The organism is Martelella lutilitoris (assembly GCF_005924265.1).
GTDB lineage: Bacteria > Pseudomonadota > Alphaproteobacteria > Rhizobiales > Rhizobiaceae > Martelella > Martelella lutilitoris.
The window spans coordinates 50,221-72,857 of record NZ_VCLB01000007.1 but is presented as its reverse complement, the minus strand read 5'-3'; the positions used below and the strand labels follow the sequence as shown (position 1 = coordinate 72,857).

Sequence of the window (22,637 nt, the reverse complement as noted above, 5' to 3'; positions counted from 1 at the left end):
ATTTCATCATGACCATCAAATTTACCGAAGAACATGAATGGCTTAAGATCGAGGACGGCATCGCCACCGTCGGCATCACGGCGCATGCCGCCGAACAGCTCGGCGACCTGGTTTTCGTCGAACTGCCGGAAGTCGGCGCGACCTTCGAGAAGAATGACGACGCCGCCACCGTCGAATCGGTCAAGGCCGCATCGGACGTGTTCTGCCCGCTGGCCGGCGAGATCACCGAGGTCAACGAAGCGATCACCGACAATCCCGAACTCGTCAATGCCGAGCCCATGGAGGGCGGCTGGTTCTTCAAGCTGAAGCTCGCCAACCCCGCCGACGCCGACGCGCTGATGGACGAAGCGGCCTACAAGGAGTTCATCGCCTGATGACGACGCCCGCCGAATTCCAGTTTACCGACTACCAGCCCTACGACTTCGCCAATCGCCGCCATATCGGCCCCTCGCCCGTCGAGATGGCGAAAATGCTGGAGACGATCGGCTATGACAGTCTCGAAGCGCTGATCGACGACACCGTGCCCGCCGAAATCCGCCAGGAGCAGCCGCTTGCCTGGGGCCCGGCGATGACGGAGCGCGAGGCGCTCGACAAGCTGCGCGAAACCGCCAACAAGAACAAGCCGATGATCTCCATGATCGGCCAGGGCTATAACCCGACCATCGTGCCGCCGGTGATCCAGCGCAACATTCTGGAAAACCCGGCCTGGTATACCGCCTATACGCCCTACCAGCCGGAGATTTCGCAAGGCCGCCTCGAGGCACTCCTCAACTTCCAGACGATGATGGCAGACCTTACCGGCCTCGACATCGCCAATGCCTCGCTTCTCGATGAGGCCACGGCTGCGGCCGAAGCCATGGCCATGGCAAACCGCGTGGCGAAATCCAAGGCAACGGCCTTCTTCGTCGACGAGAACTGCCATCCGCAGACGATCGCGCTTCTGAAGACCCGCTCCGAACCGCTCGGCTGGGAGATCATCATCGGCAATCCGTTTACCGATCTGAAGGCCGACGAGGTTTTCGGCGCGCTGTTCCAGTATCCCGGCACCCACGGCCATGTGAACGACTTCACCGATGTGATCGCCGCCCTGCACGAGGCGAAGGCCATCGCGACGGTCGCAGCCGATCCGCTGGCGCTGACGCTCTTAAAATCGCCGGGCGAGATGGATGCGGATATCGCCATCGGCTCGTCCCAGCGCTTCGGCGTGCCGCTCGGCTATGGCGGTCCGCATGCCGCCTATATGGCGGTGAAGGACGCCTACAAGCGCTCCATGCCCGGCCGCCTTGTCGGGGTATCGGTGGATAGCCGCGGCAACCGCGCCTATCGTCTGGCGCTGCAGACCCGCGAACAGCATATCCGCCGCGAAAAAGCGACGTCGAACATCTGCACCGCCCAGGTGCTGCTCGCCGTCATGGCCGCCATGTATGGCGTCTTCCACGGGCCGGACGGGCTGAAGGCGATTGCACAGCAGGTGCACAAGAAGGGCGTGCTGCTCGCCAAGGGGCTGGAAGCGCTCGGCTTCACCGTCGAGCCGGAAACCTTCTTCGACACGATCACGGTCGAGGTCGGCGCGTTTCAGGGGCTGATCCTCAGGAACGCGGTGGAAAACAACGTCAATCTGCGCAAGGTCGGCGACACAAAGATCGGCATTTCCGTCAACGAGCGCACCCGGCCCGCCCATGTGGAAGCGGTGTGGGAGGCCTTCGGCGGCAAGTTTACGATCGCCGAGTTCGAGGCGGATTACCGTCTTCCGAAAAGCCTTTTGCGCACAAGCGTTTACATGACGCACCCGATCTTCCACATGAACCGCGCGGAAAGCGAAATGACCCGCTATATGCGCCGCCTCGCAGACCGCGATCTGGCGCTCGACCGGGCGATGATCCCGCTCGGCTCCTGCACGATGAAGCTCAATGCCACGGTGGAAATGCTGCCGATCACCTGGCCGGAATTCGCCGATATCCACCCCTTCGCGCCGGAGAACCAGGCGCTTGGCTATCGCGAGATGATCGAGGATCTGTCGGACAAGCTCTGCCAGATCACGGGTTATGATGCCTTCTCCATGCAGCCGAATTCGGGCGCGCAGGGCGAATATGCGGGGCTTCTGACCATCCGCCGCTTCCACCGCGCCAATGGCGATGCGCATCGCGACATCTGCCTGATCCCGACCTCGGCGCATGGCACCAACCCGGCCTCGGCGCAGATGGCGGGCATGAAGGTGGTGCCGGTCAAGTCGCGCGACAACGGCGATATCGACCTCGATGATTTCGCCGAAAAGGCCGCGCAGCATGCCGACAATCTCGCCGCCTGCATGATCACCTATCCCTCGACCCACGGCGTGTTCGAGGCGACGGTGAAGGAGGTTTGCGCGATCACGCACAAATATGGCGGCCAGGTCTATCTCGACGGCGCCAACATGAATGCGATGGTCGGACTTTCGCGGCCGGGCGATATCGGTTCGGATGTGAGCCACCTCAACCTGCACAAGACCTTCTGCATTCCCCACGGCGGCGGCGGGCCCGGCATGGGGCCGATCGGCGTCAAGGCGCATCTCGCCCCGCATCTGCCCGCCAATCCGGCAACGGACCGGACAAGCGGCGCGGTCTCGGCCGCCCCCTTCGGCTCGCCCTCGATCCTGCCGATCTCCTGGAGCTACTGCCTGATGATGGGCGGCGAAGGGCTGACGCAGGCAACGCGCGTGGCGATCCTCAACGCCAACTATATCGCCGCACGGCTTAAAGGCGCTTACGACGTGCTCTACAAGTCGGAAAAGGGCCGCGTGGCGCATGAATGCATCATCGACACACGACCGCTGAAGGATAGCGCCGATGTCTCCGTCGACGATATCGCCAAGCGCCTGATCGACTGCGGCTTCCATGCGCCGACGATGAGCTTCCCCGTCCCCGGCACGCTGATGATCGAGCCGACGGAATCGGAGACCAAGGCCGAGCTCGATCGTTTTTGCGATGCGCTGCTGTCGATCCGCGAGGAAGTCCGCGCCATCGAGGAAGGCCGCGCCGACCGTGTCGACAACCCGCTGAAGAACGCACCCCACACGGTGGAAGACCTTGTGGGCGAATGGACCCACCCCTATTCCCGCGAGGAAGCCTGCTTCCCCCCCGGCGCCTTCCGCGTCGACAAATACTGGCCACCGGTCAACCGCGTGGACAATGTTTACGGGGACCGGAATCTGGTGTGCGCCTGCCCGCCGATGAGCGCGTATGCGGAGGCGGCGGAGTAAGCGAGCAAGCCACAGGGAGGAAGTCGAAGGGGTGGCGGAAACGCCACCTCGAAAGCGGTTAACGATATGAATATTTTAGCTTATTTTCATCCTCGGGTATCGCAGACGGCAAAAACCAAGTTCCACATATAGCGAAATGTAAGTACCTCAAAACCTCAGGAATGCTGCGATGCGGGTGAAATATAATAAATGCGAGCAAGATCAAAGGATCAGCCCGAAGTAACGACGGCACATGGGGAGTTTCGATGTTTGAGGCTTCCTGCTGAATATCTGACCAATTGTATGGAAATGGCATCTGCCTTGAAGTGTTTTTTCCTCTAGGTACCCGCCAAAGGCAAAACGCCCATGAGCTTTCCGGATAGAAGGCATTGTGAGAGATTCGAGTAATTTCTGGCCAAATGGCCTTGGCTAGGCTCTTTAAGTTTGACCTTACAAAACAATGTAATAGGCCTTCAGCGAAGAAAGAGGATTTTGACTGTATCTCAGTCGATAAATCCTTTCCGTTCAAATTTAGTGCCGATTTCAATTTCATACGCAGACAATCATCAATGTTATAGTAAGGAGGAAATGAGTAATTTCTATTTTTATTTTCACTTACTATCCAGTTTATGATATCAAATATCAACAAATCTGGCCGTTGCGATGCATCTTTTATCCACATACCAAAGCAGTAAGTTAAAACTTGAGGTATGGCGGCCTCGCCCCATATTTCTATTTTGGTGTGCTCGGGGCTGAGAAAATTTTTCAATGAATCCCGTTGCTGAGATGAAAGTCTGAATTTACTATCTGCTCTTTTGTCTTCGATATCGAGAAGCGACAGAAGCGATAAGGTTTTTAGCGCGCGCGCGTTCCACAAGTATCGATCAGACAATCCGCCACTCTGCAGATATATACGATTTATATCAAAATCTGAACTGCCTGCATTTGAACGAACCGCTTCAGAACGCCTTTCAACTTCGTCGAATAAATCCAATATTGCAGAGAAAAACGCCTCACGTGCTACATCGAAAGACCTCTGCAGATTTTTTGAAGGGGAAAAAGCATAGCGTTCCAGCGCTCCAGCGTAGAAAGCCATAAGCGTGACCCAGCAAGCGGCTATAGCTGTATGATTTTTACGACGAACGTAGTTTCTAATACAAAAAGAGATATATAGCGCTGACGATATTAGAGATCGCTCAAATGAAATCTTATTCCTCCCTTCATCTTTGACCGTTATGCTTAAAATTATATCAAGGGCAGATGAAATATTATCCAGCTCCGGAAGACTCTTTCCATCCACATTATACATTTTAATTATATTCTCGTGAATCGAAAAATCATTAGGCCAAAAGTTGTGTGAGTATTTTATCGCCCAACTAAGAATTTGTCCCCGAGAAATAATTTCTATTTTTTGCTTAGAGTCAAATCCCCTACTCTTTAGCGACTCATTGAAATCACTGATAGATCGTTGGACCTCCTCCTCGACCTCACCATTCGTCACGAGAAAACATCTATGGGGACCTTCCGGGATCCCCGGATACTTGAGCGGGTACTCGACAAGCTCTTTAAGCTGGGAACTGATTTCGCGGTATTGATTGAGCGTCAGCCGCCCCCCGGGATTACCTTTAAGTTGAAAGCCACAAGGTATACCATCCGGCCCTATAGTTATAATATCTTTTCCAAGTTCCATGGCGTTGTGGCGGGTCGAATGCATAATTGTATGCCCCTCGCCGATTAGCATCTGAAGGAATGCCGCTTGGTAACCTCGTTCGCCGATGCTATCCAACCAGTGTTCGATTAGATTCTCGAGCACGCCATTCCTCCTTCTTTTTTTTTTATTTTATTGAACTTTTCTATGAATTCAGGGTTATCAGATGCCTCAATAACTTCCTTAGCTCTTGCTGCCATCGTTTCGCCTACGACAAGCGTCGGCATCCTCGGTTTGCCGTTGGCATCAAATTCGATTTCGATCTTATCTAGCATTTCCAAAACTAAATCAGGTGAAAACGGTCGTTTCTTACCGTTGATCACATTGCCTGTCTTTTCGGTCGTTCTGTCGATGAGTTCAAACAAGAGTTTTGATTGATCGGCAGCCAAAGACTTGGCGACAGGCAAGAAACACCCCAATATCTCTTCAAGCGAGCCGTAGAGCAATGTTTTGGCGGGGACGGAGGTTTCTCCAGAAATAAGATGCAGTTCCTCCTCCTCTTTGTCTCCATCTTCTCGCAAGATAGCAGTTTGATGGCCTTCAAACATGCGATAGCGAGCAACTTCTCCAAGCACGGGGGAGCCAGATCTCACGGTGCTCTCGATAAACATGTTAACAATTTCATCTATTTCATTTTCGAGTACCTTTGTTGTTTCCAACATCATCGGCTCCACAAAGTCTGCTGACTATTTTCACGGCACCAAAAACTCAAACGGCGCCGCTTCCTTCATCAGCCCTGCCACATCCCCGCCCGGCACGGCCGGATCGTTCAGCCCCAGCGTCTTTGCCGGAGCTCCCTCTGAAAGATCGAAATCCGCAAGATCGACCCAGAAGACCGACGGGTTGATGACGGAGTCGAAATAGTAGCGGCGGTGTTCGTGTTCGGCGACCGTGCGCCAGAGGGTGGAGGCGATGTTGGGTTTTTCGGGGTCGGCCATGCCGAGCGGGGTCGAGATCGCGCGCACCTGCGAGAACACGGAGGCGAGCGCCGCGCGGCGGTCCTTCAGCGGCGTGGCGGCCTTCAGGTTGTAGCTGGCGCGGGCGAAACGGTCTGCGGCGGTGATCGTGCCGGGCAGAAAACTCTTGCCGCCGACAAGGTCCCAATAGCCGTTGATGGCAAGCTGTTGGTCATAGGTCGGCGAATTGGTCATCACCTTGTAGTCGCGGCCATGATGGATCGAAAGCTTGCCGCCGACGAATTCGAACACGGCGCTGTCGCCGGAGGCATCGGAGAGCGCCAGATGCACATTGGCGGGCATGCCGTTCGGCGCATTGCCGGTGATGATGGTCAGCGGATCGCCCTCCATGGCGGCAACCGCCTCGGCCACGGTGGCGAAATTGTCGAGCATATATTGCAGCCAGGCGCCGACGGAGATCAGCGGCTTGTCGCGCGCTTGCGGATCGCCATAGGACGATTCCACCAGATAGAGCATGTTGCCGGCAAGGCCCGCCTCGTTCATGCCGTCGGAAGTGGCGAGATTGTAGATCGCGACGATCACCGAGCCGTATTTGGAGGTCCAGGAGGCAGACCCCTCGCCCACCCCGCCATCGCGAGCCATCCCGCGCGGAAACACCCAGAGATCGGACTGCATTGTCACATCGCGCCAGTCCATCGAGCGGCCGGTGATATAGGTTGACGTTCCGGTTTCATAGAAGATGCGCGTGCACATGGGAATTCCTCCGCCTGACCCTGATTTTGTGGTTGACTGAGGCTAACCCGATCGTCTTCGACCGACAACGCTATTTGCGCTTTATCCTAAAAATGGCTCCGCCTGGCGACAAAGCGCGCCAGCATCGGCCCGAGCGCCATGACGAAGAAGAAGCGCGCGATCTGCATCGACATGACGAAGGCGACGTTGACATCCGTCGAGGCGGAGATGATGGCAACCGCATCCGCGCCGCCGGGGCTGGTGGCGAGATAGGCGGAAAGCGGATCGATCCCGGCGAATTCCACCAGAAGAACGGCGAACACGGCGCAGATCGCCACGAGCGCCAGAATGGACGCGAGCACGCGCGGCAGCGCCCGGCTGGCATGGCGGATGACGTCGCGGTCAAAGCGCGCGCCGATGGCCCAGCCGACCAGCGCATAGGAGACGGCAAGCAGGGGCTGCGGCAGTTCGATGGTGACGAAGCCCGAAACATTGAGCGCCGATCCGATGATCACCGGCACGATCATCGCGCCCGCCGGCAGGCCCGAGCGGCGGCCGACGCCGACGCCGATGACGACGAGCAGGAGCGTCTGCAGCAGCGCCTGCCAGTCCGGCGTCGCCAGCCAGAGGACGGGCTCGGGCGCCCCCTCGCCGCCCACACCGGTCCAGACCCGCGCGATGGTGGCGGCGACGATGGTGACGATAACGACGCGGGTATATTGCATGAAGGCGACGAGGCGCATATCCGCGCCGAAGGCGCCGGACATCAGCGTCATAACGGTGGCAGCGCCCGGAAAGGCGCCCCAGATCGCCGTCGTGCCGGGCAGAACCTGAAGGCGTGCCAGAAGCCAGCCAAGCGCCACGGCGGCGAAGACGACGGACAGGACGCCGACGACGAAGAGCGCCCAGTCGTGGCCGATCTCCTGCACCACCGGCCATGTCATGGTCCGCGCGATCAAAAGCCCGACAACGCCCTGCGCCAAATTGAACGGCAGGCGCGGCACGGCGATGCGCGCGCCGAAGAAGGAAAAGGCAATGGCCGAGAGCATCGGCCCGAGCAGCAGCGCTGCCGGCAGCCCGGCAAGCGAAAGCAGGATGACAAAGGCGACCGAGACGGCGACGAGACCGGGCCAGGCCCAAGGGGTCGCGCCGCGCGCCGTTCCGGAAGAGGCCTCAGCCTCGGGGCTTTCCTCCTCCGGTTCGCCTGCCGATGTCATTTCATACTCTGCCTTTGGTGCTGCGTCGCGCCTTATCTACACTCGGACCCTCGATCCGCCAAGGGCGATCGGCCGCGATCGCGCAGCCAAACGCCTACATGGCGCAGCCCTTGCGGCGCATGGCGATGTCGATCGCGTTGACCTTGCCCTTGGCATAGGCGATCGCGTTTTCCTGGTTGCCTGCGCCCTCGGCCGCGACCGCGCCGAGATTGGCGCCCATGACGCGAAAATCGCCGACGATCTCCTCGTCCTGCAGGCGGGAGAGTTCTTCCAGCCTGTCCTTTTCCGAAATCATGAGCGCGGAAAGCTGGTCGCAGCTCGCACCCTCATACTCGCTCGGCGAGACGGGCATGGCGCCGATCGTATCGGAACGCTGGGTGCAGCCGGCGGCAAGCACGGCGAGAGCGAGAATGGGGGCGGTCATGCGCATGAAGGTTACCTCGGTCGAAAAAGAGAAATCGGTCAATCAACGCTGCTAAACCGCAACGGTTCCGGCAGCGCCGTTTATCATAGCTAAATAGGCCCGCCGCTTGCGGAAGAAAGCGGCGGGACCGCGCTTTTTTTTCAGGCGGAGAGCGACGGATCAGCCAGAATGTCCGGGTCGAGGGCGGCGCGGCCATTCGTCAGGTCGCGCAGCAATTCGGCGAGCGGCACGAGCCTTCTGTCGGGTACGGCAAGGCGGAACACCGCGCCGTCCGCGTCAAAATCCCGCGCGGCCGTGACGATGTCGTCGAAGGCCTCCAGCCGCGATTCGACCAGCGCCAGATCGGTAAAGGCGATCGCGACGGAGAGCATGGTGGTCGGGATGATCTCTTCCTTCTCGGCCGCGCGCAAGCACTCCGCGGCACTGCCGCCATAGGCGCGGGCAAGCCCGCCCGTGCCGAGCTTGACGCCGCCGAACCAGCGGGAGACGACCACCGCGACATTGTCCACCTCCTGCCCCTCGATTGCCTGAAGGATCGGCTTTCCGGCCGTTCCGCCAGGCTCCCCGTCATCGGAGAAACGGTAATCGGCGCCAATCCGCCAGGCCCAGCAATTATGGCTGGCATCAGCGAAGGCATTCTCCGCGATGAAGGCCTTCGCCGCCGCCTCGTCGGCAATCGGCGCTGCGATGGTGGCAAACCGGCTCTTCTTGATCTCGCGCTCGGCTGTTGCGGGACGGGTGAGCTTGAACATGGCATTCCGCGTGGTGGACGTTCAGCCGTTTGAATGCCACATACGCGGTGAAGTCAAGCGCGGGCCCGGCGGGCCATGATCCGCCCGGTCACAAAGGTGCTGAGAAAGCCGGTCAGGCCGGTCGCGAACGTGCCCCAGGCCATATCGACGCCGACGACAGTCCATGACCAGTCCTTCAACGTCGCCATATTGGTCAGGTCATAGGTGCCGTAAGCGATGAAGCCGAAAGCCGCGCCGTTGACGAGACCCTTCAGCCAGGAACGCGCCTTCACACCAGGGTAGACGACAAAATAATAGATGCCGATCAGATACATGAAATAAAAACTTAAACCGGCATTCCAATTTGGCGAAGCCAAGAGCAACTGGCCGATCTCCGCCTCGTAGAAGCTGAAGGCGACCGTACCGAGCCAGATGAAATCGAGCGCGGAAAAACAGGCGGCCATGACGGCGAAGGCGATCAGGTAACGGGTCATCGACCTCTCCTCATATGCCCAGGAATGGCTGGACGGCGCGCATCATGCGGCTCTTGAACCTCAGCGGCGCATCGGTGACGATCAGACAGATACATTCGCCATCTGGCGTCACCACCGGCTCGTGAACCGTCTCCTCATCCTCTTCGTCAAGGTCTCCGGGACCAAAGGCCTCGCCTTCGCAGCGATAACAGCCCTTCAGGATCAGCGTCAGCTCGCGCCCGCCATGGCCGTGTTCGGGTAAAGGCCGCCCGGGCCCGACGCGCAGCAGCTTGACATTGAGATCGCCATCAACGGGCACCTGGTATTGCGCAGCGCCAATGCCGAGGCGACGCCATTCGACCGCATCCAGCGAACCGCCGATATAGGAGCGAAGCGGTTCCGGGATCGTCCGGTCCACGTCCTTGATCGTTCGGCGCGCCGGCTTTGCGTCGCTTTCGGGCGCTCCGGCCGGCTCGGCTTTCAGCCGCAGCAGCATGGCCTCCCAGCTTTCTCGTTCGCGCTCGGGCGTGGTCTCAGGCGCGATACTCTCCATCAGCGCGCCGCCTGCGGCTTCCATCAGCGACAGGCGCTTGCGGCAATCGGGGCAAAGCGCGAGATGCGTGGCAACCGCCAGGCTCCAGCCTTCTTCCAGCGTGCCGGCGGCATATTCAAGCAACAGGGCATCCGAGATGTGGTGGTTGATCGGGGTCATCGGTCTTCTCCAAGCGCCGCCCTCAGTCTGGAAAACGCGGCTCGGATCCGGGACTTGACAGTCCCGAGGGGCAAATTGGTCTTTTCGGCGATCATGCTGTGGGAAATATCCTCGAAAAACGACATGCGCAGAAGCTCGGCCTGTTCCTCCGGTAAGCTGGCAAGCGCCAGCCGGATCCGTTCCGCGCTTTCATCCTGCTCGAAATTGACGTCGGGCGTTTCCGGCGCATCGGGCACGAAGGCGGGGTCGGTCGGATCGAATTCGGGGCGCTTCGCCTTGCGCAGATTGTCGATCATCACATTGCGGGCAAGGGTGAAAACCCAGGCGGAGGCGTTGCCGCGCTGGGGATCGAACAGCGAGGCCTTGCGCCAGACCATCATCATGGTCTCCTGCATCAGTTCCTCGGCCAGTTGCCCGTCAAGCGCGCGTTTCAGCATGAAGCTGCGGATACGCGGCCCGAAATACACGAACAGCCGCTCGAAAGAAGCGACATCGCGAGACCGTCCGGTGCGCACCAGACAAAGCGTCATTTCTTCGGCCGACATTTCCGCCAAGGCTGGGCCTTTCGACTTTGGCTTCCGCATTCCCACAATCAAGGTCGCCGCCCTGTTTCGGGCAGCGCTGGAAACCGTGCCGGCGGCCGGCATATGATGAGCAAGGTCTGTCATGCCTGCTATAACGGCGCGGTTTTCCAACCGGATTGAAGGGTCCAACAAATTTCTTCCGATTTCAATCCGCCCGGCCGCCGAACACGTTATTCAGGCTAAAGATCAGAGGAAAACCGCGCATGCATCACACGCTGGACAAGGCCCATCGAAAATTCCGCGCCGACAGGAAGATCGCCGTCATAGGGTCCGGCATTTCCGGCCTCTCGGCGGCATGGCTCTTGAGCAAATCCGCCCATGTCACGCTGTTTGAGGCCGATAGCCGCCCCGGTGGTCATTCGAACACCGCGGACATCGTAATCAGCGGTCGCCACATACCGGTCGACACCGGCTTCATCGTCTACAACGAGCGCAACTATCCAAACCTTACCGCACTGTTTTCCCATCTCGGTGTTGAGACGGAAGAATCGGACATGTCCTTTTCCGCCTCGCTCAACAATGGCGCATTCGAATATGGCGGCACAAACATTGCCACCATGCTGGCGCAGAAGTCCAATATCCTGCGCTTCAGCTTCTGGCGTATGGTCTACGATATCTTCCGCTTCTACCGCGAGGCGCCGGCGGCCGCGAATGACAGCGCCGCGCTGGACCTGACGCTCGGGGACTATCTCGACTCAAAGGGCTATTCCAGACGCTTTGTCGAAGATCACATCCTGCCGATGGGCGCGGCGATCTGGTCGACCACGGCCGATCAGATGCGCGCCTATCCGCTTGCCGCCTTCACGCGCTTCTTCGAAAGCCACGGGCTTCTGACGCTCGTCGACCGGCCGCAATGGCGCACGGTCTCCGGCGGCAGCAGAAGTTACGTCACCCGCATGCTGGAGCAGATCAACGGCGATATCCGCCTTTCGACGCCGGTCCGGCATATCCGCCGCTTCGACAACGGCGTGCGCCTGACGCTCGACCACAACGAGGAGCAGGAGTTCGATGCCGTGGTCGTGGCCACACACGGCGACCAGGCGCTTGCCATGCTGGCGGATGCCGGCGAGAATGAGAAGAGCCTCCTCTCCGCCTTCCGCTACACCGTCAACGAAGCCTATCTGCACAGTGATGCTGCACAAATGCCGAGGCGGCGTAAGGTCTGGTCGAGCTGGAACTATCTTGAACGCAAACGCGCGGATGACATATCGCTGTGCGTCACCTACTGGATGAACCGGCTGCAGAACATTGATGAGGACATTCCGCTGTTCGTGACGCTGAATCCTGCCGAGCCGATCAAGGCGGATGCGATCCACGCCCGCTACACCTATGCCCATCCGCTGTTCGACCGCGCCGCGATCGAAGCCCAGCGGGATCTCTGGCAGATTCAGGGCCAGGGCAATGTCTGGTATTGCGGCGCGCATTTCGGCAGCGGCTTTCACGAGGACGGGTTGCAGTCGGGCCTTGCCGTGGCCGAGGCACTCGGCGGCGTCCGGCGGCCCTGGTCGGTGGAAAACGAATCCGGCCGCATCCACTTGAACCCGAACCTGGTCGCCGCCGAATGAGCTGGAACTCCGCCCTCTACAAAGGCGACGTCATCCACCGGCGCCACCGGCCAAAAACGCACCGGCTGCACTACCGCGTGTTCTCGCTGCTGATCGATCTGGATGAGTTGCCGAAGCTTGACCGCGCGCTGCGGCTCTTCGGTCACAACCGCTTCGCCCTCTTCAGCGTCCATGACCGCGATCATGGCGCGCTTGACGGCGGCGGGCTGAAATCCTGGGCGCTAGGCGAAGTCGAAAGAGCCGGCATTTCCGCGCCGGTCACCCGCGTCGAAATGCTTTGCTATCCGCGCATTCTTGGCTATGTCTTCAATCCGCTCACCGTCTATTTCTGCCATGGCAAAGATGGCGACCTCGTCGCGATCCTCTACGAGGTCTGCAACACGTTCAAGGAGCGGATGACCTATGTGATCCCCGTCGCCGATGACCATCGGCCAGTGCGGCAGACGGCGGAAAAGCAGCTTTACGTCTCGCCCTTCATCCCGATGGAATGCACCTATCACTTCTCCATCGCGCCGCCCGGCGAAACCGTTTCGGTGCGCATCAACGAAAAGGATGGCGAAGGCCCGCTTCTGTTTGCAGCCTTCAGCGGTAAGCGCGACGCGCTCTCCGACCGGAAACTCCTCTCCGCCTTTGCCGCCTACCCGCTCATGACTGTAAAAATCATTGCCGGCATTCACCTCGAAGCTTTACGACTGTTGATGAAGGGAATACCGGTATTCAAACACCGGCCATCCGCATTGCGCGTTCAAAGCGTTGTCGCGGGCGGCCCGTCGCGAAGAGACAAAGCCGATGACCGAGATGCATGAGCAGGACGCACCGCAAAAGAGCCTGAAACTGTGGCAGAAGCCGATCGCCGGCATGGCCGCCAGGATCAACACAGGCTCTCTGACGCTCCGTTTCCCCCATGGCCGCAGCACCTACGTCTCCGGAGCCAAGGCAGGCCCTGCTGCGGAAATCCGACTCAACAACGCCCGCCCGCTCTTCCGGCTGCTGAGCGAGGGCGACCTCGGTTTTGCCCGCTGCTATATCGACGGCGACTGGGACACGCCGGATCTCGGCGCGGTCATCGATCTGGCGATCGCCAATGAGGAGGAATTGTCGAAGACGCTTTCCTCTTCCTATCTGTTCACCCAGATGAGCCGCCTGCGCCATCGTCTGCGCGCCAATACAAAAACGGGCAGCAAGCGCAACATCGCCTTCCACTATGACCTCGGCAACGCCTTCTACAAGCTTTGGCTCGACGAGACGATGACCTATTCGAGCGCGCTCTACGAAGGCCGCGAACGCTCCCTGCCGGAAGCGCAGACGGCGAAATACGACCGCATCCTCGCCTGTCTCCAGGTAGGGCCGCAAGACCGGATCCTGGAGATCGGCTGCGGCTGGGGCGGCTTTGCCGAGCATGCGGCCAGAACCACCGGCTGCCACGTTACCGGCCTGACGCTTTCGCAGGAGCAGGCAAAATTCGCCCGCAAGCGGCTTGCCGACAATGGCCTTGCCGCTCAGACCGACATTCGGCTCGAGGATTACCGGGATTGCCGCGGCACGTTTGACAAGATCGTCTCGATCGAGATGTTCGAAGCCGTCGGCGAGGAAAACTGGCCTGTCTTCTTCGAGACGGTCAATCAGCGGCTGGCGCCCGGCGGCACGGCCGTTATCCAGTCGATCGCGATCGAACATCACCGCCTCGACGATTACCGCAGCAATCCGGACTTCATCCAGCATTTCATCTTTCCGGGCGGCATGCTGCCTTCCATCGAAACCTTCCGCAAGGGCGCGTCGAGCGCCGGCCTGGCGGTGAAGGACCTGTTTTCCTTCGGCAATGATTACGCGCGCACGCTGCTGGAGTGGGAGAAGCGGTTCCTGTCGGAATGGGAGGCGATCCACCCGCTCGGCTTCGACGAGCGCTTCCGTCGGATGTGGCGCTATTATCTCAACTACTGCGCCTCCGGCTTTAGCGCCGGGCGGATCGATGTCGCGCAGTTCCACCTGATGAAGCCGGCGATCTGACGGTCAGTCCGGCCGCTCCGCCCTCGGGAAGCGCAGCATGATGAAGGCTGCAAGGGCAGCCGCTCCCGTGACGTTGAGGAAGGCGAGGCTCCGCATGTCGTCTTCTTCAACCGGCATCAGCGGCGCTCCGATGCGCCCCTCAAGCGCGACAAAAAGGACAAAGATCGCCGCGACAAGCCCGCGCGAAAGCCAGACTTCCGAGCGATAGAAGGAAAGTCCGGCCAGCATCAGGCATGCGAACAGAAAAGCGAGCGTCTCGCTTTCTCCGCCGAGAATCAACGCGATCGCCAGTGTGTCAACAATGCCGACAATCACCATGCCGAGACGGGCCGCGCGCCCCTTGCCGCTGCGCGACAGATGCCAGACCGCGAGATAGAGCGGCATGGTCAGCGCCGTCAGCAGGGAGAGATGAAACGCGCTTTCGGCCAGGAACCAGACATAGAGCGGATAGACCGGTTTGTTGAGCGCCAGCACCAGGGCCGTTGCGCCGGCCGCGCTCGTCAACGGATCAGCGCGTCGGGCTCCTTCCCGACCGGGCTTAGGAATTGACGTCATTGGACTTGTTCAAACCCTTGCCAAGGCTGGATTTTCGGTCGTCTGGAAACCAGGGAAAGAAGGCGTTGACGCGTTTCTGATAAGCCTTGAAGGCCTCCCCGCGCGAGCTCTCCATGTGTTTTTCCAGATAGGGAATGCCGGAAACATGATTGAGCAGCCAATACATCATCAGCGGCGCAAGAAGCGACAGGATGAACGGCAGGATCGACTGAAAGCCGGCAAGCGCCAGAAGCGGCCAGGCGCACCACCAGGTCCATTCGAAGAAATAGTTCGGATGACGCGAATAGCCCCACAGGCCGATATCGCAGACCGTCTTGCCCTCCGGGCTTCGGCGCTTGAACTGTGAAAGCTGCCAGTCGGCTGTTCCCTCGCCCGCGATCGCGATCAAGGCCACGACGAGGGCCAGTCCGTCGAGAATGCCGGGAAAGGGCGCCGGGTTGAGGATTGCGCCATAGATCGACAGCGCCAGGACAAAGGCCGCGAAGGCCTGGATCTGCAGGAACCACAGCAGTCGCGGCCCGGCTCTATGACCCCATTCCTCAATCAGCGCGGCATAGCGCGGGTCATCCTTCTTGCCGGCGCTGCGCGTGGCGATGTGGCCGGCAAGCCGCAGGGCCCAGAGCCCGACGAGAACGCCGGCGAGCCACTTGCGCGCCGGATTGCCGCTCTCCGAAAAGACGATCACCGAGAGCCCGCCAAGGCCGGTAACGGCGGCCCAGATCGTATCGATCCAGCCGCTGTTACCGGTCAGCCTCTGAACGGCCCAGGCAACGGTCATGCCGAGGCAAAGCCCGATGAAAACGAAAATCAGCAGTGATAAAGACACGTCGCCCTCCGGAAAAATGCGGTTCACACATCTCTACGGAGGGCGCGTCAGGACGGATTGCCTTTGGAAGCTCCATCCTATTGAATCCACGCATCGTGCTTTCCGAAAATCGATTCCGATTTTCGGGCCGATGCCCTAGCCCGGAGAAAGGCCGCGCTGTTTTTCCGAACGGCGGCGCAGCAGCTCAAGCACCGTCAGCAGGATGATCGAGATTGTTACCAGGATCGAGGCGACAGCCAGGATCGTCGGCGAAATCTGTTCGCGCAACCCGGTGAACATCTGCCACGGCAGCGTCTTCTGCGAAGCGGAGCCGACGAACAGCACGACGACCACCTCGTCAAACGAGGTGATGAAGGCAAACAGCGCGCCGGAGATCACGCCGGGCAGGATCAGCGGCATCTGCACCTTGAAGAAGGTGGTGACCGGATTGGCCCCGAGGCTCGCCGCCGCCCGTTCCAGCGAACGGTCGAAGCCGACCAGCGTCGCCGTCACCGTGATGATGACGAAGGGCGTGCCGAGCACGGCATGCGCCAGAACGACGCCCCAATAGGTGCCCTGAATGCCAAGGCGCGAATAGAAGAAATACATGCCGGCGGCCGAGATGATCAGCGGCACGATCATCGGCGAGATCAGGATCGCCATGATGGCCCCGCGATAGGGCACATGGCTCTGTGACAGACCGATGGCGGCGAGCGTGCCGAAGCCGGTGGCCAGAAGCGTCGCGGCCGGCGCGATCATCACGGAGTTTCTCAGCGCCTGCTGCCAGTCGGGATTGGTGAAGAAATCCTGATAGTGCTTGAACGAGTAGCCGGCGGGATCGAAGGACAGCATTTCCGGCGTGAAGGTGAAGAAGTCCGTCGCGTTGAAGCTGAGCGGAATGATCACCAGGATCGGAAAGATCAGGAAGAAGAAGATCAGTCCGCAGATCACCCGGAAGCCGTAGTGCCAGACGCGCTGGCCGGTGGTCATGTATGGGGGCAGTTTGGCCATGGTCCTTCTCCTATCCGAGCTTCACATTGTCGATGCCGACGAGCTTGTCGTAGATGACGAAGCAGAGCAGCACCACGACCAGAAGCAGCGTGCCGAGCGCGGCCGCCAGGCCCCAGTTGAGAGAACTCGAGATATGGTAGGCGATCCGGTTGGAGATGAAGATACCGGACGTGCCGCCAACAAGTTCAGGCGTGATGTAGTAGCCGATCGACAGGATGAAGACGAGAACGGCGCCGGCGCCGATGCCGGGCACGGTCTGCGGGAAATAGATCCGCCAGAAGGCCGTCCAGTCGGTCGCGCCCAGGCTTTTCGCCGCGCGCACATAGGACGGCGAAATCGTCTTCATCACCGAATACAGCGGCAGGATCATGAAGGGCAGCAGAATATGGGTCATGGCGATGACCGTGCCCGTCGCATTGTTGATCAGCGCAAGCCGTCCGCTATCGGAGACGAGGCCTATATAAACAAGGATATCATTGATGACGCCCTGCTGCTGCAACAGAACCTTCCACGCCGAGGTGCGCACCAGAAGCGATGTCCAGAACGGCAGAAGCACGAGGATCATCAACAGGTTGGCAGAGCGCAGCGGCAAATGCGAAAGCAGGAAGGCGACCGGATAGCCGAGAATGAGGCAGGAGAATGTGATGACCACGCTCAAGACCAGCGTGCGCATGAACAGGAGTAGATAGATGCGCTGATCCTCGGGCACCATTTCAATCCCGTCGGCCGTCATCTGGGCGTCAAGCGCGGCCAGATAGTAGCCGGCGGTGTAAGCGCCCTTGAATCGATAAAGCGTCTGCCAGACATCCAGCGAGCCCCAGTCCTCATCGGCGTCGATGAATTCCTCGCGCGCGGTGGTGGCTTCGAATTCGGGAACCGCTGCGGCAGCCGTCGAAAGCAGCTCGGCCGTCGCACCGGAATAGTCGGCAGCGGCATCTGGATTGGCGATCAGGTCGTCATAAAGCGCCGCATAGACCGGATTCCATGGCTCTTCCTCGGTCGGGCTGTCATTATCTTCCGTCTGGATGACATCGGCGAAGCCGGCATAGATTTCCGCCGTGCGCGGCAGCGCTTCCTTTGCCGCCTCGGAAACCTCGAATGCGGGTTCGGCGACATCGTCATCGCCTGCAGCGGCCCATTCCGCCTGCGCCGAGATCCAGTCTTCCGATGCCATAAGGGAAACCCATGTGGCGGGCTCGACCCAGGTCTCGTTCAGGTCCTCAAACTGTTCGGTAAAGATCTCGCCGAAATCGTCAACACGGCGCCCGGTCTTGCGGAACAGGCTCGACATGCCGGTCATTTCATAGTTCAGCCGTGAGCCAAGACGGGTGTGCTGCTTGCGCTCGGCGGCAATGATCAGGTCGTCACGCAGCGCGGCGAACACGAATTCATCAGGCAGCTGATCGGAAGCCGGGTCCCAGCTTTCCAGCGCTGTCACCGTGCGCGGCAGGGTTTCGGGAACGATCTCGTTCTGCACCGAGCGGAAAAGCATGTCGACAATCGGCGCGGCAAAGGAAATCAGCACGAAAAGCAGGAGCGGCGCGATCAGAAGCAGCGCGCGCATCTTCTGGCGTCTCAGCGCCTTTGCAAGGCTTGCCTTCAGCGGCTTGCCGTCGGAGGTCGTCAGCTTCTCCGCCGTGTTGGAGGTCGTGTCGCTCATGGTCCCCGCTTCTATTGCTGGTTCGGCCTTTGGCCATCATGCTCGACCGTCTGTCGCGGCCTTGGTATGCGTGGTGCGGAAGGGCCGCAGCCGGCCCTTCCGCGCTCTCGTCAGAGCAAATGGCTCTTACTGTACCAGCCAGGCCTGGAACTTGGCGTCCAGGTCATCGCGGTAGTCAGCCCACCATTCGTAGTTGTAGACGAAGACGTTCTTCGAATTCTCCGGAGCGGTCGGCATGTGCGGCCCCATGTCGACGCCGAGTTCGGCATGCTTGCCGACGAGCGGAGCCGAGGAGTTGCGCGCCGGGCCGTAGGAGATGTAGGCAGCCTGATCGGCCAGACGCTGGGTGTCGGTGGCGAACCTGACGAAATCCTTGACCATGGCGAGACGGTCTTCCGGCAGACCTGCCGGAATGATCCAGCCGTCAAGGTCAAACACCTGCGCGTCCCACAGCATCTTGAAGGGCTGATCCTCTTCGACGATCGCCGAGAACCAGCGGCCATTATAGGACGACCCCATGACGATCTCGCCATCGGCGAGAAGCTGCGGCGGCTCGGCAGCAGCCGACCACCAGATCACATCGTCCTTGATGGTGTCGAGCTTGGCAAAGGCGCGGTCCTGACCCTCTTCCGTTTCCAGAACGTCATAGACGTCTTCCTTGGCAACGCCGTCGCAGATCAGGGCCCATTCCATGTTGTTGATCGGACGCTTTTCGAGCGAACGCTTGCCCGGATAGGTCTCGGTGTCGAACATGGCGCAGATGGATTCCGGCTCTGGCGCGCCTTCCGGCAGCAGGTCCGGACGGTAGGCGGCGGTCGTCGAATAGACGATCTGCGGAATGAAGCAGTCGGAGACGATCAGGTCGCCGAAGTCTTCCGAAGCCGGCGTGCCGTCGGGCGCATCGGCCAGAAGCTCGTCCGGGTCATATTCCATGGCAAGACCCTCGTCGCAAAGACGCATGGCGTCAGCGGCGACGACGTCGACCAGATCCCAGGTCACATTGCCGGCCTCGTTCATGGCGCGCAGCTTGGCCACGGCCTCATTCGAGGATTCGTCCCAGACAACTTCAATATCCGGATTCATTTCCATGTAGGGATCCGTGTAGGCGTTCTTCTGCGAATCCTGGTAGGCGCCGCCCCACGAAACGATGGTCATCTGTTCGGCATAAGCTGCCGTCGACGTGGCGAGCGTTGCCGCCAGTGCAAGAATAATAGACTTGGATTTCATAGTCTTTCTTCCCCTTCTTCGAGATAATTGGTCGGACCTTCAAAGTCCGGATTTTGGAGAACCGCCGATCAAGGGGACCGGCAGTTGCTGTTACGCGACGGGATCAAGAGCCTTGCAGTCGCCGGCGGCAAAGCCGATCGTCTGCTGCTTGCCTTCGTGGAGATCCCAGCGTTCGCCGCGATTTCGAACCTTGACGACGAACTCGTCGTTTCCGCACACATTCATGCGCACGCGGATATGGTCGCCAAGATAGATCAGTTCCTCGATCGTGCCGGTAATGGTGTTGGCATGATCATCGGTGGGAACGATTTCGACACGCTCCGGCCGGAGCGAAATGGTTGTGCGATCGCCGACATTGTCGACATTCACCTTGTCGGCAACGATCATCGTGCCGTCATCGAGCTTGACGGAGCATTCGCTGCCGCGAATTTCGGTCACCGTGCCGCTCAGCTTGTTGTTCTCGCCGATGAACTGGGCGACGAACGAATTCTTCGGGTCCTCATAAAGCATGGACGGCTCGGACAACTGCTGCACCACGCCATCGTTGAAAACGGCGACGCGATCGGACATGGTCAGCGCCTCGGTCTGGTCATGCGTCACGTAGACGACGGTGACGCCGAGCTGCTCGTGGATGTGCTTGATCTCGTACTGCATCTGCTCGCGCAGCTGCTTGTCGAGCGCGCCGAGCGGTTCGTCCATCAACACCAGATCGGGATCGAATACCAGGGCGCGCGCCACAGCCACGCGCTGCTGCTGGCCGCCGGAAAGCTGCGCCGGACGGCGAGCGCCAAAATTGCCAAGCTGCACCATGTCGAGCGCGCGCTTGACCTTCTCTTCCTGCTCGGCCTTGCCCATGTTGCGAAGCTGCAGCGGAAAGGCAAGGTTCTCGGCAACCGACATGTGCGGGAACAAAGCGTAGTTCTGGAAAACCATGCCGATGCCGCGCTTGTGCGGCGGCACGTTATTGATGGGCTTCTCGTTGAGAAAGATTTCGCCATAGGTGGCAGGTTCAAAGCCGGCAAGCATCATCAGACAGGTCGTCTTGCCCGAGCCGGAAGGGCCGAGCATGGTCAAAAATTCGCCCGGCGGAATATCCAGATTTAATTTCTTAACAACGAGGCTTTCGCCATCATAACTTTTTTGAACATTATCGTACTTAACCGAAGCACCCCGGTTTTCAGCCATTTTGTCCCCTTGTCATTGTGGACCTTGCGGGCCCCATTCTTGTGCGGGCCTTCTCAAGCAATCCGGCTTCATACTGCAATTCGCGCTGCCTAAATCAACCTCAAATTTTCCAATCGGACAAAGAATGGGCAGAAATCGCCCCGAATTTCAACAGGGATTTGCCTTTTTCTGGGGTTGACAGACTTTCGTCGTAGGCATTTTAGGCTGCAAGAACACGCATTTGGCACAGGAAATACAGGCGCGCCGCGACGAATTACGCGCGACGTTCAATTAAAGTCTTTTGCTTCAATCCGGATTTCAGATCGCGTTGTCGTCGACGTCGAAAGTAACGCTCAGCCCGTCGAAGGCAGGCTCCACATGGTCCGGCGTTTCGCCTGCGACCGTGGCGTAGTCGAGCGGAATATGCATATGCGTGAGGATAGCCCGACGCGCGCCAAGGCGTTCGATCCAGGACAGCGCCTGACCGAGAGAAAGATGGCTCGGATGCGGATGATATTGCAGGGCATCGATCACCAGAAGCTCGAGATCGCGTAGCTTTTCGGCCGAATCGGGAGGAAAATCGCTGACATCCGTGCAATAGGCGACATTCCCCAGCCGGTAGCCGAGCGAGATGATGTCGCCATGCTGCTGGCGGTGCGGCATGAACCGCATCCTGCCCCCCGCCCCGTCGATCTCGACGGCATTTTCAAAATCCTCGATAACATTAGCGCGCGCGATCGGCGGATAGGCGCTGCCTTTCGGCGTCTCCAGGCAATAGGCAAAGCCTTCCAGAATGCGCGCCATCGTCGCCTCATCGGCATAGACGGGGATGCGCTGGCGCTGGGCATGAAAATAGCCGCGAATATCATCGATCCCGTGGATGTGATCGGCATGGGCGTGGGTAAACAGCACCGCATCGATGCGTTTCACGCCGGCGCGCACCATCTGCTCGCGGAAATCCGGCCCGGTGTCGATCACCACCGTCGTCACGCCGCCATCGGGGGCGAACTGCTCGACGAGAAAGGCCGTGCGCGTGCGGCGGTTTCTTGGGTTTGCCATATCGCAGGCGCCCCAGTCGCCGGTGATGCGCGGCACGCCGGGCGAGGAAGCACAGCCCAGAATGGTGAAGCGGCGGCGGTAGACCAAGGTCAGACCCGCGTCATCTTCGAGAAGCAGCGGAACGCGTTCTCGGTGGTGATGTCGGCAATCTCGGCCTCGCTGACGCCCTTGACCTCGGCGAGAACCCGTGCGGTGTTGACCACGTAAGACGGCTCGTTGCGCTTGCCGCGGAAAGGCGTCGGCGCCAGATAGGGCGCGTCGGTCTCCACCAGAAGGCGGTCCATCGGCACATCGGCGGCAATGGCGCGCAGATCATCGGATTTCTTGAAGGTCAGGATGCCGGAAAAGGACACATAGCCACCAAGCTCCACGCCTGTGCTGGCAAGCGCCGCGCCGGAAGAGAAGCAGTGGAGGATGAAGGGAAACGCGCCCTCGCCCGTTTCGTGCCGAAGGATCGCGGCCATGTCGTCATCGGCGTCGCGGCTGTGGATCACCAGCGGCAGGCCGGTCTGGCGCGCGGCCGCGATATGCCGTCTCAGCCCGGTCTTCTGCGCCTCGGCCTTTTCCGGCTGGTAGTGGTAGTCGAGCCCAGCCTCGCCGATCGCCACCACTTTCGGGTGGCCGCTCAAGCGAACCAGATCATCCGTACCGATGTCGAGCTCTTCATCTGCATTGGCCGGATGGGTGCCGACAGAGCAAAAGACGTTCTCATATTTTTCAGCGATTTCAACGACCTGGTTGAATTTCTTCACGCGCGTTGAAATCGTCACCATCTGCCCGACGCCGGCATGCTTCGCGCGCGCGACAAGGTCGTCGCGTTCGGCGTCAAAGTCGGGGAAATCGAGATGGCAATGGCTATCGATCAGCAT

Annotated in this window: 22 protein-coding genes; 5 read left to right on the top strand and 17 right to left on the bottom strand. The window is 59.8% G+C overall.

What is annotated here, in order from left to right; translation table 11 throughout:
- Positions 1 to 8 precede the first annotated feature (8 nt).
- Together gcvH and gcvP are read left to right on the top strand one after the other, a co-directional pair.
- Positions 9 to 374 (top strand): glycine cleavage system protein GcvH, encoded by a 366-nt coding sequence (gcvH, locus tag FF124_RS13290; RefSeq protein ID WP_138748983.1) that lies wholly within the window; start codon positions 9 to 11, stop codon positions 372 to 374.
- Positions 374 to 3,238, top strand: coding sequence for an aminomethyl-transferring glycine dehydrogenase (gene gcvP / locus FF124_RS13285; RefSeq protein ID WP_138748982.1), 2,865 nt, complete (start codon positions 374 to 376; stop codon positions 3,236 to 3,238). Before gcvH ends, gcvP begins: the two co-directional genes overlap by 1 nt.
- A gap of 58 nt (positions 3,239 to 3,296) precedes the next feature.
- Here the strand turns inward: gcvP and FF124_RS13280 are convergent, their stop codons facing one another.
- From FF124_RS13280 to FF124_RS13240, 9 genes are all read right to left on the bottom strand, one after another.
- Positions 3,297 to 5,030, bottom strand: coding sequence for a hypothetical protein (locus FF124_RS13280; RefSeq protein WP_138748981.1), 1,734 nt, complete (start codon positions 5,028 to 5,030; stop codon positions 3,297 to 3,299).
- A complete protein-coding gene (locus tag FF124_RS13275; protein ID WP_138748980.1) occupies positions 5,015 to 5,587 on the bottom strand; it encodes a hypothetical protein in 573 nt (190 codons plus the stop codon). Before FF124_RS13275 ends, FF124_RS13280 begins: the two co-directional genes overlap by 16 nt.
- 30 nt (positions 5,588 to 5,617) lie before the next feature.
- Entirely contained in the window at positions 5,618 to 6,595 is a 978-nt protein-coding gene (locus FF124_RS13270) for a linear amide C-N hydrolase (RefSeq protein ID WP_138748979.1), read from the bottom strand.
- 86 nt (positions 6,596 to 6,681) lie between these two features.
- On the bottom strand, positions 6,682 to 7,791 hold the full coding sequence (locus FF124_RS13265; protein WP_138748978.1) for an AbrB family transcriptional regulator: 1,110 nt from the start codon (positions 7,789 to 7,791) through the stop codon (positions 6,682 to 6,684).
- Between the two features lie 94 nt (positions 7,792 to 7,885).
- Entirely contained in the window at positions 7,886 to 8,257 is a 372-nt protein-coding gene (locus tag FF124_RS13260) for a hypothetical protein (RefSeq protein WP_138748977.1), read from the bottom strand.
- 98 nt (positions 8,258 to 8,355) lie between these two features.
- Positions 8,356 to 8,967, bottom strand: coding sequence for an IMPACT family protein (locus tag FF124_RS13255; RefSeq protein ID WP_138748976.1), 612 nt, complete (start codon positions 8,965 to 8,967; stop codon positions 8,356 to 8,358).
- Between the two features lie 53 nt (positions 8,968 to 9,020).
- The gene (locus FF124_RS13250; RefSeq protein WP_138748975.1) at positions 9,021 to 9,440 is read right to left on the bottom strand and encodes a DUF2177 family protein; all 420 of its coding nucleotides are present in this window, start codon (positions 9,438 to 9,440) and stop codon (positions 9,021 to 9,023) included.
- Positions 9,441 to 9,450: 10 nt separating this feature from the next.
- Complete coding sequence (locus tag FF124_RS13245) at positions 9,451 to 10,131, bottom strand: ChrR family anti-sigma-E factor (RefSeq protein WP_138748974.1); 681 nt, start codon at positions 10,129 to 10,131, stop codon at positions 9,451 to 9,453.
- A complete protein-coding gene (locus tag FF124_RS13240; protein WP_246072453.1) occupies positions 10,128 to 10,676 on the bottom strand; it encodes a sigma-70 family RNA polymerase sigma factor in 549 nt (182 codons plus the stop codon). The genes FF124_RS13245 and FF124_RS13240 overlap by 4 nt, the downstream gene beginning before the upstream one ends.
- Before the next feature lie 242 nt (positions 10,677 to 10,918).
- Here FF124_RS13240 and FF124_RS13235 point away from each other — a divergent pair, with 242 nt between their 5' ends.
- Genes FF124_RS13235 through FF124_RS13225 form a run of 3 tightly spaced genes read left to right on the top strand, consistent with a single transcriptional unit; the run spans position 10,919 to position 14,287 of the window.
- Entirely contained in the window at positions 10,919 to 12,280 is a 1,362-nt protein-coding gene (locus FF124_RS13235) for an NAD(P)/FAD-dependent oxidoreductase (protein WP_138748973.1), read from the top strand.
- Positions 12,277 to 13,086, top strand: a complete 810-nt coding sequence (locus tag FF124_RS13230) for a DUF1365 domain-containing protein (protein WP_138748972.1) — start codon at positions 12,277 to 12,279, stop codon at positions 13,084 to 13,086. Before FF124_RS13235 ends, FF124_RS13230 begins: the two co-directional genes overlap by 4 nt.
- Positions 13,070 to 14,287, top strand: coding sequence for an SAM-dependent methyltransferase (locus tag FF124_RS13225; protein ID WP_138748971.1), 1,218 nt, complete (start codon positions 13,070 to 13,072; stop codon positions 14,285 to 14,287). Before FF124_RS13230 ends, FF124_RS13225 begins: the two co-directional genes overlap by 17 nt.
- Positions 14,288 to 14,290: 3 nt before the next feature.
- Here the strand turns inward: FF124_RS13225 and FF124_RS13220 are convergent, their stop codons facing one another.
- From FF124_RS13220 to FF124_RS13185, 8 genes are all read right to left on the bottom strand, one after another.
- A complete protein-coding gene (locus FF124_RS13220; RefSeq protein ID WP_138748970.1) occupies positions 14,291 to 14,791 on the bottom strand; it encodes a hypothetical protein in 501 nt (166 codons plus the stop codon).
- A 34-nt stretch (positions 14,792 to 14,825) separates the two neighbouring features.
- On the bottom strand, positions 14,826 to 15,668 hold the full coding sequence (locus FF124_RS13215; protein ID WP_138748969.1) for a DUF1295 domain-containing protein: 843 nt from the start codon (positions 15,666 to 15,668) through the stop codon (positions 14,826 to 14,828).
- 135 nt (positions 15,669 to 15,803) lie between these two features.
- Positions 15,804 to 16,658, bottom strand: a complete 855-nt coding sequence (locus FF124_RS13210; protein WP_138748968.1) for an ABC transporter permease — start codon at positions 16,656 to 16,658, stop codon at positions 15,804 to 15,806.
- A 10-nt stretch (positions 16,659 to 16,668) separates the two neighbouring features.
- The gene (locus FF124_RS13205; RefSeq protein ID WP_138748967.1) at positions 16,669 to 18,318 is read right to left on the bottom strand and encodes an ABC transporter permease; all 1,650 of its coding nucleotides are present in this window, start codon (positions 18,316 to 18,318) and stop codon (positions 16,669 to 16,671) included.
- A 126-nt stretch (positions 18,319 to 18,444) separates the two neighbouring features.
- Complete coding sequence (locus FF124_RS13200; RefSeq protein WP_138748966.1) at positions 18,445 to 19,545, bottom strand: extracellular solute-binding protein; 1,101 nt, start codon at positions 19,543 to 19,545, stop codon at positions 18,445 to 18,447.
- A gap of 90 nt (positions 19,546 to 19,635) precedes the next feature.
- Entirely contained in the window at positions 19,636 to 20,730 is a 1,095-nt protein-coding gene (locus tag FF124_RS13195; RefSeq protein WP_138748965.1) for an ABC transporter ATP-binding protein, read from the bottom strand.
- A gap of 297 nt (positions 20,731 to 21,027) precedes the next feature.
- Positions 21,028 to 21,855: an MBL fold metallo-hydrolase gene (locus FF124_RS13190; protein WP_138748964.1), complete on the bottom strand. Its 828-nt coding sequence runs from the start codon at positions 21,853 to 21,855 to the stop codon at positions 21,028 to 21,030.
- A gap of 2 nt (positions 21,856 to 21,857) precedes the next feature.
- The gene (locus tag FF124_RS13185; protein ID WP_138748963.1) at positions 21,858 to 22,637 is read right to left on the bottom strand and encodes a TatD family hydrolase; all 780 of its coding nucleotides are present in this window, start codon (positions 22,635 to 22,637) and stop codon (positions 21,858 to 21,860) included.